Origin of the sequence: Mesorhizobium sp. B2-5-4 (genome assembly GCF_006441095.1) — a bacterium.
In the GTDB taxonomy this organism is placed as follows: Bacteria; Pseudomonadota; Alphaproteobacteria; order Rhizobiales; family Rhizobiaceae; genus Mesorhizobium; species Mesorhizobium salmacidum.
Genome location: NZ_VFUR01000042.1, coordinates 1 through 15,078 on the forward strand (window position 1 = coordinate 1; position 15,078 = coordinate 15,078).

The 15,078-nt window shown below is 62.4% G+C and carries 18 protein-coding genes; 10 read left to right on the top strand and 8 right to left on the bottom strand.

The genetic code is table 11. The features are described from left to right. Window positions 1-91: 91 nt before the first annotated feature. On the bottom strand, window positions 92-754 hold the full coding sequence (locus FJ492_RS28210; RefSeq protein WP_140503478.1) for an outer membrane protein: 663 nt from the start codon (window positions 752-754) through the stop codon (window positions 92-94). Window positions 755-1,002: 248 nt separating this feature from the next. On the opposite strand from FJ492_RS28210, the gene ade reads away from it, so the two are divergent. Further along, window positions 1,003-2,820, top strand: coding sequence for an adenine deaminase (ade, locus tag FJ492_RS28215; RefSeq protein ID WP_140773597.1), 1,818 nt, complete (start codon window positions 1,003-1,005; stop codon window positions 2,818-2,820). 24 nt (window positions 2,821-2,844) lie between these two features. On the opposite strand, the gene FJ492_RS28220 is transcribed toward ade, so the two are convergent. Further along, the gene (locus FJ492_RS28220; RefSeq protein WP_140773599.1) at window positions 2,845-4,005 is read right to left on the bottom strand and encodes an alpha/beta hydrolase; all 1,161 of its coding nucleotides are present in this window, start codon (window positions 4,003-4,005) and stop codon (window positions 2,845-2,847) included. A gap of 143 nt (window positions 4,006-4,148) precedes the next feature. Further along, window positions 4,149-5,246, bottom strand: coding sequence for an alpha/beta hydrolase (locus FJ492_RS28225; protein WP_181166122.1), 1,098 nt, complete (start codon window positions 5,244-5,246; stop codon window positions 4,149-4,151). Between the two features lie 375 nt (window positions 5,247-5,621). On the opposite strand from FJ492_RS28225, the gene ilvA reads away from it, so the two are divergent. Together ilvA and FJ492_RS28235 are read left to right on the top strand one after the other, a co-directional pair. Further along, a complete protein-coding gene (ilvA, locus tag FJ492_RS28230) occupies window positions 5,622-6,878 on the top strand; it encodes a threonine ammonia-lyase IlvA (protein WP_140773601.1) in 1,257 nt (418 codons plus the stop codon). Then, on the top strand, window positions 6,875-7,429 hold the full coding sequence (locus FJ492_RS28235) for a DUF1697 domain-containing protein (RefSeq protein WP_140773603.1): 555 nt from the start codon (window positions 6,875-6,877) through the stop codon (window positions 7,427-7,429). The genes ilvA and FJ492_RS28235 overlap by 4 nt, the downstream gene beginning before the upstream one ends. A gap of 44 nt (window positions 7,430-7,473) precedes the next feature. On the opposite strand, the gene FJ492_RS28240 is transcribed toward FJ492_RS28235, so the two are convergent. Both FJ492_RS28240 and FJ492_RS28245 read right to left on the bottom strand, forming a co-directional pair. Next, a complete protein-coding gene (locus FJ492_RS28240) occupies window positions 7,474-7,767 on the bottom strand; it encodes a DUF2218 domain-containing protein (RefSeq protein WP_140503490.1) in 294 nt (97 codons plus the stop codon). A 127-nt stretch (window positions 7,768-7,894) separates the two neighbouring features. Then, the gene (locus FJ492_RS28245; RefSeq protein ID WP_140503492.1) at window positions 7,895-8,335 is read right to left on the bottom strand and encodes a VOC family protein; all 441 of its coding nucleotides are present in this window, start codon (window positions 8,333-8,335) and stop codon (window positions 7,895-7,897) included. Window positions 8,336-8,551: 216 nt separating this feature from the next. On the opposite strand from FJ492_RS28245, the gene FJ492_RS28250 reads away from it, so the two are divergent. From FJ492_RS28250 to FJ492_RS28260, 3 genes are read left to right on the top strand one after another with little or no spacing between them, the layout of a single operon-like run. Next, window positions 8,552-9,148 carry a cold-shock protein gene (locus FJ492_RS28250; protein WP_032935881.1) on the top strand — a complete coding sequence of 199 codons (597 nt, stop codon included), beginning with the start codon at window positions 8,552-8,554 and terminating at the stop codon, window positions 9,146-9,148. Window positions 9,149-9,171: 23 nt separating this feature from the next. Then, window positions 9,172-9,735, top strand: a complete 564-nt coding sequence (locus FJ492_RS28255) for a DUF192 domain-containing protein (protein ID WP_140773605.1) — start codon at window positions 9,172-9,174, stop codon at window positions 9,733-9,735. A 19-nt stretch (window positions 9,736-9,754) separates the two neighbouring features. After that, window positions 9,755-10,522 (top strand): alpha/beta hydrolase, encoded by a 768-nt coding sequence (locus tag FJ492_RS28260; protein ID WP_140503496.1) that lies wholly within the window; start codon window positions 9,755-9,757, stop codon window positions 10,520-10,522. A 46-nt stretch (window positions 10,523-10,568) separates the two neighbouring features. Here the strand turns inward: FJ492_RS28260 and FJ492_RS28265 are convergent, their stop codons facing one another. After that, on the bottom strand, window positions 10,569-11,165 hold the full coding sequence (locus tag FJ492_RS28265) for a hypothetical protein (RefSeq protein WP_140773607.1): 597 nt from the start codon (window positions 11,163-11,165) through the stop codon (window positions 10,569-10,571). Between the two features lie 133 nt (window positions 11,166-11,298). Here FJ492_RS28265 and cysE point away from each other — a divergent pair, with 133 nt between their 5' ends. Then, window positions 11,299-12,147, top strand: coding sequence for a serine O-acetyltransferase (cysE, locus tag FJ492_RS28270; RefSeq protein WP_140503499.1), 849 nt, complete (start codon window positions 11,299-11,301; stop codon window positions 12,145-12,147). A 146-nt stretch (window positions 12,148-12,293) separates the two neighbouring features. Next, complete coding sequence (locus FJ492_RS28275) at window positions 12,294-12,497, top strand: DUF3126 family protein (protein ID WP_006200852.1); 204 nt, start codon at window positions 12,294-12,296, stop codon at window positions 12,495-12,497. A 54-nt stretch (window positions 12,498-12,551) separates the two neighbouring features. On the opposite strand, the gene FJ492_RS28280 is transcribed toward FJ492_RS28275, so the two are convergent. Beyond that, a complete protein-coding gene (locus FJ492_RS28280) occupies window positions 12,552-13,283 on the bottom strand; it encodes a hypothetical protein (protein ID WP_140503501.1) in 732 nt (243 codons plus the stop codon). A 123-nt stretch (window positions 13,284-13,406) separates the two neighbouring features. On the opposite strand from FJ492_RS28280, the gene FJ492_RS28285 reads away from it, so the two are divergent. Next, window positions 13,407-13,742, top strand: coding sequence for a hypothetical protein (locus tag FJ492_RS28285; RefSeq protein ID WP_140503502.1), 336 nt, complete (start codon window positions 13,407-13,409; stop codon window positions 13,740-13,742). A 19-nt stretch (window positions 13,743-13,761) separates the two neighbouring features. Continuing rightward, entirely contained in the window at window positions 13,762-14,289 is a 528-nt protein-coding gene (locus FJ492_RS28290) for a gamma carbonic anhydrase family protein (protein WP_140718202.1), read from the top strand. A gap of 38 nt (window positions 14,290-14,327) precedes the next feature. Here the strand turns inward: FJ492_RS28290 and FJ492_RS28295 are convergent, their stop codons facing one another. Further along, window positions 14,328-14,894: an ankyrin repeat domain-containing protein gene (locus FJ492_RS28295; protein WP_140718204.1), complete on the bottom strand. Its 567-nt coding sequence runs from the start codon at window positions 14,892-14,894 to the stop codon at window positions 14,328-14,330. Between the last annotated feature and the right edge of the window lie 184 nt (window positions 14,895-15,078).

A 15,078-nucleotide genomic window follows, 5' to 3' on the forward strand; every position in this document is an offset into this window, starting at 1 on the left:
CCCCCCGCCCACTTGGGAGCGCCGGCCGCCCCCACATCCGGCAAGACAGGTCTGCGCGCTGCTTGTCCAGCAACGACGCCGGTGGCCACGTTCAGAACTTGTAGCTGAGATTGATGCCGACCGTGTTCAGTTTCACGCTCTGATCGCGGTCGTTGAAGGGGGCCGGCGCCTCATGGTTCTCTGAGCCGAAATCGTAATAGCGATATTGCGCGCCGACGACGAACTTGTCGGTCAGCGCGTAGTCGACGCCCGCGCCCACGGTCCAACCGACATTTGTGCGCGTGTTGTCAAACCCTGGCCCCGAGGTCTGCGACGTCTCGATGTCGGCAAAGGCTATGCCGCCGATGCCGTAGACCAGCAGGCGGTCCATGGCGAAGCCGGCCTTGGCGTTGACCGAGCCGAACCACTTGATTTCGGCGCCGAATGTGTCTCCCAGGACCGATTGCGCCGTGCCGTCGACCGAGGAATAGTTGAGGTCCGCCTCGGCGCCCAGCACGGCCTGATCGAACTGCCAGAGGCCGGCGACATGCCCGCCGACGAATCCGCCGTCGACGTCGGGCGTGATGGAAAACGGCGCGCCTTCCGTTGTGGTGATCTCGGAGCGGCCCCAGCCATATCCCGCCTGCAGGCCGGCATAGTAGCCGGTCCAGTCGAAGCCAGGCGCGGTCATCGGCACGTCGACTGTCGCGTCGGCAGCGAAAGCCGGCACGGACAGGACTGCAAGAAGACCGGCACTTGCGACCAGGCGATGCATCGAACCCCCCGAGAAGAGTCAAATATCCTGGATCGGAACATAACCTGATCTGCGGCAAAACGGAATCGGATTTCTGCAAAGGTGATTAGGGCGAGGTCGAGCGCATCGCCGAGCGGATTTCAGCCGGCAACGCCAAGGTCGAAGTCGACCTGAAACCCGAGTAATCCGGCAATCTCTAGGCAAATCCTTTCTTCCTCGCTGGCCAAAACGCCGTCGGCTTGGCACAGTCGGGCAAACAGGAGTCTTTGATGGCCACGAAGCCGCCCGCCCGCGCGACGAAACCCAAACCGTGGACCGAAATGGCGACCGATCTGGTCGATGTCGCGATGGGCCGCAAACCCGCCGATCTCGTCATCCGCAACGGGCGCTGGGTGAACGTCCATTCGGGCGAGATCATCGCCGGCACCGACATCGCCATCTCAGGTGGTCGCTTCGCCTATTGCGGGCCGAATGCCGGCCACACGATCGGGCAGGGCACCAAGGTGGTCGACGCGGGCGGACGCTATCTCGTGCCCGGCCTTTGCGACGCGCACATGCATGTCGAGAGCGGCATGGTGACGGTCACCGAATTCTGCCGCGCCGTCATCCCGCACGGAACCACCTCGATGTTCATCGATCCGCACGAGATCGCCAATGTGCTGGGCCTGCCGGGCGTGCGGCTGATGCATGACGAGGCCGTGGCCATGCCCATAAACGTGCATGTGCAGATGCCGTCCTGCGTGCCCTCGGCGCCTGGGCTCGAACATGCCGGCGCCGAACTGACGGTCGCCGATGTCGCGGAAGCGATGGGCTGGGAAAACATCATCGGACTTGGCGAGGTGATGAATTTCCCGGGCGTCGCCGCCAACGATCCGGTGATGTCGGGCGAGATCGCCGCGACGGTCAAAGCCGGCAAGACGGTTGGCGGGCATTATGCCTCGCGCGATCTTGGTCTGCCGTTCCACGGCTATGTCGCCGGCGGACCCGAGGATGACCACGAGGGCACGCGCGCCGAGGACGCAATCGCCCGCGTACGCCAGGGCATGAAGGCAATGCTGCGGCTGGGCTCTGCCTGGTACGACGTTGCCTCGCAGATCAAGGCGGTGACGGAAAGCGGCATCGATCCGCGCAACTTCATCCTGTGCACCGACGACAGCCATTCCGGCACGCTGGTGCATGAGGGACACATGGACCGGGTGGTGCGCCACGCCATCAGCCAAGGTCTGAAGCCGGTGACCGCGATCCAGATGGCAACGCTCAACACCGCCCTTCATTTCAAGCTGGAACGTGAGATCGGTTCGATCGCGCCCGGGCGGCTGGCCGACCTGCTGATCGTCTCCGATCTCACCCAGATGAGCATCGACGAGGTCTATGCGCGTGGCGTCAGGCTGGCCAAGGGCGGCAAGCTCGACATCGATATCCCGGCCTATGATTATCCGAAGACGGCGAAGAACACCGTCAAATTGGGCAAGAAGCTGAAGGCCGGCGATTTCGATATCGCGGCACCCAAGGGGGCCAACGAAGTGCGGGTGCGGGTGATCGGTGTCATCGAGAACCAGGCACCCACGCGCGCGCTGGAGGCCGATCTGCCAGTCGAGGATGGGCTGGTCGCCATGGATCGCCGCAACGACATTTGCCAGATCGCGCTGGTCGAGCGGCACAGGGGCACGGGTGCCGTCACCAATGCCTTCGTCTCCGGTTTCGGCTACATGGCCGACTGCGCCATGGCCTCCAGCGTGGCCCATGACGCCCATCACATCATCTGCGTTGGCACCAACAAGCAGGATATGGCGCTGGCCGTGAACCGGCTGGGGGAAGTCGGCGGGGGGGTTGTGCTGTTCTCCAAGGGCAAGGAATTGGCGCTGGTCGAAATGGCGATCGCCGGGCTGATGTCGGACGAGCGCGCCGAGATCGTCGCTGCCAAGACTGAGAAACTGACCGAGGCAATGCGCAAGATGGGCTGTTCCCTGAACAACGCCTACATGCAGCACTCGCTGCTGGCGCTGGTGGTAATTCCGGAGTTGAGAATTTCCGACGTCGGGCTGATCGACGTAACGACGTTCCAGAAAGTCGATCTATTCGTCTGAAACCAGCCGTCCGCTCTTGGTTGCTCACCCGCCGGTGGCGATGGTCAGCACCTTGAACGGCGTCGTGATGATGACTTCGGCAGCCGAGCCGACGACCTTTCCCAGGCCCTGACCGATATCGGTGAGCTGTGCCGGGTCCTCATCCGCGGCAAGGCCCGCCGGCGTGCGCAGCCTATTGCCGAGCAATTGCACCAGGAACGGGTTGTCGGCGAATTTCGCGTGGTTGAGGCCGCCGTCGCCGCCCTTGGTCTTGGTCAGGTCGACCACTGACACGCCATAGGAGGCGAGGTCGGCGGCATTGCCATAGTCGCCGACGCGCGGTTTGTCGCCAGAGATGAACGAGGACAATTTGAGAGCCCGGTCGTCGCCTGAAAGCAGCACGGCGAACGGCTTGTCGGGCTTGCCATAACGGATCATCTGCTTCTTGAACACGTCGACGTCGATATCCGGTGAGGCAAGGATGACATAACCCAGCTTGCCGCCGAGATCGCGGTCGCCGGTGATGGCGAGTTGGCGCAGCGCCTCCATCGTCAACCATGTCCCCATCGAATGGGCGATGATGTCGATGCTCTTGACCCGCGTCTTGGCGAGCATCCTCAGCGTTGCCTCGAGATCGTCACGGGCGGCGGTGGAACTGTCCTTGTCGTAGATATAGCCCGTCGTCTTGGCGCTCGACGCCCACGAGAATAGCACAGGCGTACCCGGATAGTTCGTGTCGTGGGCGATCTGCGTCAGCCGGTAGATGCCGTCGTCGAAACCATTGTTGAAGCCATGCACGAAAACCAGCGCACGGTCGCCGCGCATGGCGATGTCGGCGCCGACCGCCTTGGCGAATTGCGGCGCGCCTTCGTAGAAGGTGACATCCCTGGCTGTGAAATCCTTGGCCGGGTTGCTGTTGGCCGAACCCTTGGCGCGCTCGATGTTGCCGACCTGATGGCTCTTCGGAACCGTGACATCGACCCGCGCAAAGCTGGTGGTCAGGGAACGGTCGCCGTCGAAGACCTGCCGTGGGTCCTTCGCCGCCTTCTGGCGGGTGGTGGCGACAAATATTTCATGGGCGGCCGCAATATCGGATGCCGGCACGGTGACCGTCGTCTTGTTGAGCAGATCATGCGTATTTCCAGCGCAGCCAGCGACCAGCAGCGCGAACGCGACGACACCATGACTCTTCAAGCGCAAGGCCACGCGTCGGCTCCCGCATAAGGGGACGTCAAACGCATGACGTCGCTCGATACTCCGATAAGGCCAGAGACGGGCGCGGTCCAGTTCAAAGTAGGCCAATGGTTCGGCGATGGTGAACGGGCACGGCGAAAACCGCGGCGCCGCATCTACTGTCCAAGCAGGCTGATGCGGTCGGTCACGTCCCGGTCGCTGGCGAAACCATCGTCCTCGCGCAGCCTCTGGCCGATCATCTTCACCAGTGCCGGATTGTCGGCGAATTTCGTATGATTGAAGCTGTCGCTGCCTTTGACCTTGGAGAGATCCACGACCGTCACGCCGTAGGAGGCAAGGTCGGCGGCATCCTTGTAATCGCCGACGCGCGGCCGCGAGCCGGCGATCAGGCCGGACAACCTCAGCGCGCGGTCGTCGTCCGACAACAGCAGGATGAACGGCTTGTCGGGCTTGCCGTAGCGGCGCATCTGGCTCTTGAACACATCGACATCGATGTCGGGAGAGGCCAGCACCACATCGCCAAGCTTGCCGCCAAGATCGCGATCGCCGCTGATGGCCATCTGGCGCAGCGTTTCCATTGTCACCCAAGTTCCCATCGAATGAGCGACAATATCGATGCGCCGCGCGCCGGACTGCTGCAGCATTCGCAAGGTCACTTCGAGCTGGTCGCGAGCGGCACTGGCGCTTTCCTTGTCATAGACATAGTCGGTGGTCTTGGCGCCCGAGGCCCAGGAAAACAGCACCGGCGTCCCGGGATAGCCGGAATCATGGACAATCTGGGTCAAGCGGTAGACAGCGTCGTCGAAGCCGGTGTTGTAGCCATGGACGAAGACCATCACGCGGCCGCCGCGCGCCGCTATGTCGGCGTTGAGCGCGCTGGAGAATTTCGGCTGGGTATCGTAGCCGACGACCTCGGAAGCCATGAAGTACTTTGCCGGATCGTCCGACTTGCCGCGTGAACGCCGCTCGATCTGGCCGGTCGTGTGGAGCCCGGGAACGGTGACGTTGACGCGGGCGTAGTTGAGCGTCGCCGAGCGTTCGCCGTCGAAAACCTTGTTGGGGTCGTCGGAGGGCTTGCGGGTCGTGGCAATGAAGATCGAGTGGTTGCCCGCGATTTCCGTCACCGGCGCCGACATGACCGCGCTGCCGAGCAGTTCCTCGGTTTTGCGGCCGCCGCAGCCCGCCACCAGCAGCGCAAGCGCAAGAATGCAAATCGTCTTCAAATGCACGATAAAAATTCCACTCGATCCCAAACAAGGGCCGTCCACCCTCCGCGATATCTCCCCAGCAGGCCAAGTGCGGCGGAAGTAAGTCGCGTCCAGCCGAAATGCGGTCGGCGCCTCGCGACGGCCTTCGCACTGTTGCGCGAAGGCCAAAGCGGCAGCAAGGCCGTAACGCCGCAGAGGGCAGGCGCCTGCATCTCGGCCGGATGTCGAATTCAGGCGCCCACCAATGCGCGGCTCGGCTCGATGCGAGAAAACATGAACAAACGTCCCCAAGTGCCTGCTAGCATTTCGGGACGGCGCCGTCGCGGGCGCGGGCTCGACCGGGCAATGGCCTTGCCGGGCCGGATGTGTAATAGGGTTATTGTCTAACTCGCCCGCGGGCGATCCCGGGATGACCTTGTCATGACCAGCTTTTCCTCGCGCGTCGCCACCGCCGCCTCTGCGATCCGCCAGATATTCCCGGTGACACCGCTGCAGGAAAATGACTATCTGTCGAAAAAGACCGGCGCCCGGGTGCTTTTGAAGCGCGAGGATTTGAGTCCAGTGCGCTCCTACAAGATCCGCGGCGCCTTCAACTTCTTCCGCAAGGCGCTTGGCGAAGGCAACCAGGCCGAGCTGTTTGTCTGCGCGTCCGCCGGCAACCATGCGCAGGGCTTTGCCTTTGTCTGTCGCCATTTCGGCAAGAAGGGCGTGGTCTTCATGCCGGTCACGACCCCGCAGCAGAAGATCGACAAGACCAGGCTGTTTGGCGGCGACTTCGTCGAGATCAGGCTGGTCGGCGATTTCTTCGACGACTGCTATCGCGCCGCCTTCGAATTCACCGAGAGCTCCGGTGGCCATATGGTGCCGCCCTTCGACCATAAGGACATCATCGAGGGCCAGGCGACGGTCGCCCATGAGATCGCGGACCAGATGCCGGGCGCGCGCATGCCCGACATGGTCATGCTGCCGGTGGGTGGCGGCGGTCTGGCTGCCGGGGTGACACACTATTTCGCCGATCAGGGCCGTGAGGCCCAGTTCGTGTTTTGCGAGCCTGCCGGCGCGCCGAGCCTGCGCGAGAGCCTTGCGGCGGGAAAACGGCTGAAGCTCGCCAAGGTCGACAACTTCGTCGACGGCGCGGCGGTCGCCGAGATCGGCCGCGAACCTTTGCGCTATCTCAAGGAGTTTGCCGCAGACAGCGTGCGGCTGGTCCCGGAAAACCGGCTCTGCGCGACCATGATCGAGATGCTCAACGTCGAAGGCGTGGTCCTGGAACCCGCCGGCGCGCTTGCGATCGATGCGCTGAAGGATTTTTCCAGGAAGGAAATCCGGGGCAAGACCATTGTAGCGGTAGTATCAGGTGGCAATTTCGATTTCGAGCGACTGCCGGACGTCAAGGAACGGGCGCTGCGCTTCGAAGGCCTGAAGAAATATTTCATCATCCGCTTTCCGCAGCGGCCGGGCGCGTTGCGCGACTTCCTCGACATGCTGGGTCCGGACGACGACATCGCCCGCTTCGAATATCTGAAGAAGTCGGCGCGCAATTTCGGCTCGGTCCTGATCGGCATCGAAACCAAGGATCGGCGCAATTTCGACTTGCTGAAGGCGAATTTCGAGGCCGAGGGCGTCCAGTATCAGGACATCACCGACAATGAGACACTGGCGGGTTTCATAATATGAGCGGCAAGATCTTCATCGCGCTGTTTTCCGGCATCAATGTCGGCGGCAACCGCATCGTCAGGATGGCGGAGTTACGGTCGTTCTTCGAGGGCCTCGGTTGTTCCGATGTCTCCACCTACGTGCAGAGCGGCAATGCCGTATTCCGCGCTGACAAGGGCGACGCCGCCGCGCTGACTAAACAGATCGAGGCGGCTTTCGAGGAAAAATGGGGTTTCCATTCGCGCATCATGGTGCGCGATTTCGAATGGTTCGAACGGCTGGTGCGCGAAAATCCCTATCCGGAAGCGGCCGCTGATCACACGAAGCTCCACGCCTATGCGCTGGAGCGTGAGCCGACCGCCGATGAGGTGGCGCGGTTGGCGGAAAAGTGCACGGGTCCCGAGCGGTTCGAGGTCAAGGGCGATGTGCTCTATCTCAGCGCGCCGGACGGGCTCGGCAAATCGGTGTTCGCCAGCCTCATTCCGCGCACGTTGAAAGTGCCGGGCACGGCCCGCAATTGGCGCTCAGTGCTGGCGCTGCTGGAAATGGCGCGCAAGTCCGGAAGCGATTGATCCACGCGTCTCGCCGGAAATGCGCGGCGACACGCATGAACGAACTACGCCGCCTCGGCGCGTTTCCAGTCGAAGGCCAGTTCTTCGCGGAACGCAAAGCGTTTGATGTGGTCGGCAACGACATTTTCGAGGCGCTCGATCGAAGCGGACTCGTCGGTCGAAACCGTGATGTGCAGCGCTGCCCCGTCGGCGTCCATGACCGCGCGGCCCAGTGAAAGGTCGATGACGCCGTGATTGGGGTCGAACTCGACGGGAAACTTGTGCGCCCAATGTTTGCACAGCTGCTGCAGATAGCGGCTTGCGTGCGCCGTGGAGACATTGGCGTGGCTGATCGGCATGAAGGGTTCTCCGAAGCTATCTCAAGACGTGGCGCTGCTCTTCAGGGCAGGCGCCATAGGCGCATAGATAGGCACAACCTGGCAAAACACCATGGAGTGGCCGCCGGCCACTTGAAAAGGCGATCGATTACCAGCTTCCGGTATTCGCCATCGACGCCCACGGTTCCGCCTTGGCCTTGGCCGGACCTTTCTGCAGAAGCTCGATCGAGATGCCGTCCGGCGACCTGATAAAGGCCATGTTGCCGTCGCGCGGCGGCCGGTTGATGGTGACGCCATTGTCCATCAGTCGCTGGCAGGTGGCGTAGATGTCGTCGACCTCGTAGGCGAGGTGGCCGAAATTGCGCCCGCCCTTGTAGTCTTCCGGATCCCAATTGTAGGTCAGCTCGACCAGCGGCGCCTTGTCGGCGATGCCGCTCTGCTCGTCTTCCGGAGCGGCCAGGAAGATCAGCGTGAAGCGGCCCTGCTCGTTTTCATAGCGGCGAACTTCCTTCAGCCCGAGCTTGTTGCAATAGAAATCGAGCGAGGCATCGACATCGGCGATGCGGACCATGGTGTGCAGATAGCGCATGTGTTTTCCTCGATCTGTTGGGTTGCGGCGCAACATAGGGTCGGCCCGGTCAAAGGGCAATCGCCGGGGTCAGGCAGCGCCGGCAAAGAACAAATCCGGTATTCCCCCAATGAACCGTGAAAAAAGGCACGTCAGGTCTTGCACATACCGGAAGCCGCGGTGTTAATCTGGTGTCAAGAATCAGTTGCGGTGTTCTTGAATAAAGGGGGCATTCTTATGGGGGAAAAGGCCTCTTTGACGGGGCGGGCCAATACCCTTGGCGACGCCTTGACACGCGACGAGGGCGGCGACGCCGCCGACCTTGCCGAAATTGCCGGCGCCATCAAGTGGTTCGATGTGGCCAAGGGCTATGGTTTCATCCTTCCGGATGACGGTGTTTCGGGCGATATCCTCCTCCATGTGACTTGTCTTCGACGGGACGGCTTCCAGACCGCCTTGGAAGGCGCGCGCGTGGTCTGCCTTGTGAAGCAGGGCGAGCGCGGGCTGCAGGCCTTCCGTGTGCTTTCCATGGATGTCACCACCGCCGTCCATCCCGCGGAAATGCAGGAACAGCGCACCCATGTCTCGGTGACGCCGGAGAGCGGGCTCGAACGCGCTCTGGTCAAATGGTTCAACCGCACCAAAGGGTTTGGATTCCTGACGCGCGGCGAGGGCACCGAGGACATTTTCGTTCATATGGAGACCTTGCGCCGCTACGGCATCACCGAGCTTCGGCCGGGCCAGGTCGTACTTGTCCGTTTCGGCCGCGGTGACAAAGGCCTTATGGCTGCCGAAATTCACCCCGATATGGGCACCTTGCCGGTCTCGCACTAGGGCGATCCGGCCGAGGATTTCATATGAGACACAGGAACAGGCTGACGACGGGCGTGGTATGCGCTGTGGCCGCCGTCATAGTCGCTGCAGCCGCATTCTTCTATTTCCAAGTACCCAGCGCGGCCGATGGCCGGGCGATGATCCTTCCGGTCGATCCCGCGCCGCTGGTGGTTGTGACCAAGAATGGCAAACGCTCCTTCTCGATCGAAGTCGCCGATACAGAGGCCGAGCGGGAAGCCGGCCTGATGTTTCGCGAGGACATGGCCGCCAATCATGGCATGCTGTTCGTCTTCGACGAGACACGCGACGTCAGTTTCTGGATGAAGAATACGCCGATGCCGCTCGATCTGATCTTTGTCGGTCAGGACGGCAGGATCCGCGCGATCAAGCAAGGCGAGCCGCAGTCGGAGGCAATTGTTTCGCCGGGCGAGCCGGTTCGCTTCGTGCTCGAACTCAAGGCTGGCACTGCCGCCAGGGACGGCATCGCGGATGGCGACCTGCTGCGCCATCCGGCGATCGGCACGGCACCGGGTCCTGGCATGCCGCCCGCGGACAAGGGCGATTCTCCGAACGTCGATTCTGATTGAGCGCCGGGACCGCCTTCCGATGCAGTTTTTTTCCCATGGCGGGTTCGATCTAGCCTTCCTCGACCGCCAACCGGCATCGGGCGAGGGCGATCCGGTGCTGATGATCCATGGCTTCGCCTCGAGCCACTATGTCAACTGGGTGTCGCCCGGCTGGTTCAAGACGCTCAATGATGCCGGCTATCGCGCCATCGCCTTCGACAATCGCGGCCACGGCTCGTCATCCAAGAGTTACGACGAGGCCGATTATACACCCGCGAAAATGGCTTCGGATGCCGCTGCCTTGCTCGATCACCTCGGCATCGAACGGGCCCATGTCATGGGCTATTCGATGGGCGCGCGAATTGCTGCCTTCCTGGCACTGTCCGACCCGGACAAGGTGGCGACGCTGGTCTTTGGCGGCCTCGGCATCGGCATGATTGACGGCGTCGGCGATTGGGATCCGATCGCCGCCGCTCTCCTTGCCGAGGATCCGGCCGCGACAACCCATCCGCGCGGCCGCTCTTTTCGCGCCTTCGCCGACCAGACCCGAAGCGACCGCCGGGCGCTTGCCGCCTGCATCGTCACCTCACGGGAATTGCTTGGTGAAGAGGATATCGCCCGCATAGCCCAGCCGACGCTGGTCGCGGTCGGTACCACCGACGACATTGGCGGATCGCCGGACGAGCTTGCGGCGCTGATGCCCAACGCCAGGGCCTTCCACATCGAGGGCCGCGACCATATGCTGGCTGTCGGGGACAAGACCTTCAAGCAACGGGTGCTGGAGTTCTACGCCGAAAATCCGCTCTGAGGCTTCGATTTCTTTTGGACCAAGGGTCTCGGGGCGCGAAATTGACCTAGGTCAAGGCCTCCAGGGACCGTGCGATATTTTGTCTGGCTTGTGGTTCGAAGCGCTGCCGGAACTCCTGCGTGTGAAAAATATGCGGTCGGGCAAGGAAGGTCTTCAGCACCGCACCGCGGCCGGCACGCCATATCGACTCCTCCACCCAGCCATATTCGCGGCGGACCGCGCGTTCATAGGCGTCGAACGCCTCAGGCGCGGCACCCAGGATCGAAAGATCCATGTCGAGAAACAGGCTGGCGTCGCGTATCGCCGCCGCGTCGTCGAACAGCGGCAGCTGGTGTGTGGCGGTGGCGAGGATCATAGCGCTGATGCGGCCCATGCGGCCGGCATCGATGCGACCGGCGAGCTTTTTCTCGGCAAGGGCGGCACTTTGCGCCTCATTGTCCCTGGCCCTGCTGTCGTAGATGGCGTCGTGGAACCAGATCGCCGCTTCGACGGCTTTGGGGTCGCCGAGCTCTCCCCGATAGTCGCGAGCAAGCGCCAGCATTGCCTCGATATGCGCGAGGTTGTGATAGTGGCGTTCCCCGGCGGCGTAGAGCGCCGAAATTTCGGTTTTCAGGGCGTCGTCGATCAAGGGTTCGTTTTCCATGGCTGCTTGAATTCCCGCGAACCAAATCCATTTGACACAGCACTAAGGAAAATTGAGTTCAATCGTGCTATGATCTGGCTTATATGTGCGGCCCCGATGACAGCAGACTAGCAGGACGCAGGACGAGACGTCGATGAACAGCATCAGCATTTCCCGCCACAGCGCGTTGCAGCCGGTCGATCCGATCTGGCGTTCGATCCGCGACGAAGCGATGGAAGCGGTCAACCGCGACCCGCTTTTGGCCGCGTTCCTCTATTCGACGATCCTCAACCAGGAGAGCCTGGAGGAGGCTGTCGTCCACAGGATCGCGGAGCGGCTTGCCCATCAGGATATCGGCTCCGATCTCATCCGCCAGACCTTCAAGTCGATGCTCGCCGACGATAAGGACTGGCCGACCACGGTGCGCGTCGACATCCAGGCCTATTATGACCGCGACCCGGCTTGCGACCGGTTCATCATGCCGGTGCTCTACTTCAAGGGCTTTCACGCCATCCAGACCCATCGGCTGGCGCATTGGCTGTGGAACCACGGCCGCAAGGATTTCGCTCTCTACCTGCAGAGCCGTTCGTCCGCGGTCTTCCAGACCGATATCAATCCGGCCGCGCGCATCGGCAAGGGTATCTTCATCGATCACGCCACCGGCCTCGTCGTCGGCGAGACCGCGGTGATCGAGGACGATGTGTCCATCCTGCACGGCGTGACGCTGGGCGGTACCGGCAAGGCCGGTGGCGACCGCCATCCCAAGATCCGCCATGGCGTGCTGATTGGCGCCGGCGCCAAGATTCTCGGCAACATCGAGGTCGGCCATTGCTCCAAGATTGCCGCCGGATCGGTGGTGCTGTCGCCTGTGCCGCACAACAAGACGGTTGCCGGCGTGCCGGCCCGCGTGGTCGGCGAGACCGGTTGCGACCAGCCTTCGCGCCAGATGGACCAGCTTCTGCCGTCGCAGAAGATGGACCACGTGATCAGTTTCGATATCTGATTTGCTGGCAGTTGCCCCGCATGATTGCGATTTGCCCGGTGGTGCTGCCGCTTCCGGTGCAATAAGGCCGGCTTGCCTTTACATCGCCATTGTCGACGTGCCAGAAGCGCCGTTCAAACGAGCAAGCCGATGATCGGAGAAGACTGTTGAAGCCGGACGAAATCAGAAAGCTGGACGCCTATTTCAAGCGCGTCTTCCAGAACCCCAAGCTTGAGGTCAAGGCACGGCCGCGCAAGGAAGATTCGGCCGAAGTCTATGTCGGTGACGAATTCCTCGGCATCGTCTTCAAGGACGAGGACGATGGCGACTATAATTTCTCGATGGCGATCCTGGACATCGACCTGGCCTGAGCCAGCAATGCCACGGCAGGCCGCGTCGAGCGCGGCCGGGCCGCTTTCAGCCGGTCAATGTCCGGTCTTGAGGATTCGCCCCGCCTCGGCCGCGATCGCCGCATCGAGCGTCTGCCAGTCGCCAAGGAATTCCTTCGGGAAGCGATAGGTAAGGCTGAGATCATCCCCGACATGGATGTCCCGCTCGCAAGGAGCCAGCGATTCGCCGGCGCTCGGCCCGCTGAGGCAGCGGGCCACGAAGAGGTCCTTGCCCCCACGCTTGCCGACGACCAGCATCTCGTTCAGATAGCCTGATTTCTCATTGAAGCCGTAGACCGTCGTGCCGCCAGGTCCTGGAATGCCGGGCTGGACGATCAGCGCGCTGTAGATCGGCCCGAACCGGCCGCTCATGTCGCGCGACATCATCTGCTGCTCGAAGGACAGGAAGATGATGTTCCTGTTGGCCCCGGCGTGATTGAAATCATCGCGCGACGCCTCGCTGTAGCCGTCCATCTGGGGATAGCGCAAATAGAGGTCGAGGCGCGAGGCGATGCCGTCGCGCCGGGCCTGCTCGAACCGGATGAAATTGGCTGGCACGGTGATGATGTTGTTGCCGATCACCACCTCGCGCACCGTCGCGTCGTCGGTGTAGCCGGCCATGGCAATGGAACGGCCGAACCATTTGCCGCCAAGGCTGATGACTATCGACAGCAAGGCAAGTGCGGCGAACGCGTAGAACACCCGCTTCATCAGCATGGAATCGACCACGGTGAGTTCTGGGCCGTCGGCGATCGCTGCCTGCTTCATCTCGGTCCTCGTCCCACCACCTGTCCGCCATCCGGGTGTCCCTCGACGGCACACATCGCACGGCACGGCTCTTGCTGCCGTCCTGAAACGACTGTGCGATTTCATGGTAAATGGAGGGTTAATATGGTCCAGATCGAGCTCTTGCTGTTCGCTTTTGTCGTCGGGCTGACGGTTTGCGGGCTGACCGGTTCGACAATGGAACTGGTATCGGGTCGCAAGGTCGCCTTCACCGAGCCCTATGTGTCGCCTTCGCATGTGCTGCGCTCGCTGGCTGCCACTGCCGGCGCCGGGCCGTTCATGCTGATCAACGATGCCCTTGATGCGCGGCGCCAGAACCGCATTTCGACAGTGGCGCTCTTGTCATGCGGTTGCACCGCTATTGCCTGGTCCCTGGCGCTGGGCATCGTCGTGCTCGCCATTGCTTCATGGGCGGTCCGTCTCCTAGGGTTTCCAGCCTGAGACGATTCGGAGACCGACAATGCCGCTTTATGCGATCGATGGAACGGAGCCGAGCTTCGCCGACGCGGACTCGAACTGGATCGCGCCCGATGCCACGCTGATTGGCGACATCAGGATCGGCCGCAATGCGGGCTTCTGGTTCGGCGCCGTTATCAGGGGCGACAACGAGCCCATCGTCATCGGCGCCGACACCAATGTGCAGGAACATACCGTCATGCACACCGATCCCGGCTTTCCGTTGACCATCGGACAGGGCTGTACGATTGGCCATCGCGCCATGCTTCATGGCTGCACGATTGGTGACAACAGCCTGATTGGCATGGGCGCCATCGTGCTGAATGGCGCCAGGATCGGCAAGAATTCACTCGTCGGCGCCGGCGCCCTGGTCACCGAAGGCAAGGAGTTTCCGGACAATTCGCTGATCGTCGGTTCGCCGGCCAAGGCGATCAGGGTGCTGGACGACGCGGCGGTCGAGCGGCTGCGAGCCTCGGCCGCGCATTATGTCGCCAACGCCAGGCGCTTCAAGACGGGGCTGAAGAAGGTCTGAACTCTCGGCCGACGCACGCCTTCGACCACCGGTTGCGCTTATGGTTCCCGGCTACCCGCTAGGCGCTCGGCAATGGCTGCTCGCAGCAGCGACACGCCCAGCTCGAATCCTGCAATCTCTGCTTCTTCAAGGGCTGTCGTACAGTCGTCGATACGGGTCCTTAACGAAGGGTCCGCGCCGCCGGCAAGAAGCAGGCGGATCGCCTCCGCGTCGCGCGTGGCGACGGCGTAGTGGAGCGGCGTCCAGTCGTTGACGCCTCGCATGTCCGGATCGGCGCCGTGATCGATCAGGATGCCGATGATGTCGAGCTTGTCCGCGCGCTTGGTGGACAGCGCCGCGATAATGGAGGGAAATCCGGCATGATCCTCGTAATTCGGGCTGGACCCGGCCTCGATCAGCATTGCGACGAAGGCGAGAGGGCTCCAGTAGATCGCGTATTCCAGCGGATGGCCAAGACCGAGCTCGAACGGCATGTGCTCGTCGAACCACCCCCCCGAGCCGCCCAAGGCGGTGCCAAGGGCCCCGAAGTCGCCAGCCTTGAAGGCATCGTCGATTGCCTTGAACAGCCTGTGGCGCTCGCATCGATCTTCCGGGATTTCCAGCATCGGCAGTGATCCAGGAAACGAAACGGCCGATTGTGCATCGATCTGTTGCGCGTGGAAAGGCAGGGGCAGCGCGATGCACCACGTGTCATCGGGTCAGTTTTAGCGGCTTCCTCCAGAAATGGTGGAGCCGGCCCGGGGACGGGGCCGGCTCCTTTGACCCGGTCGTTGGGGACGGGGAGGGTCT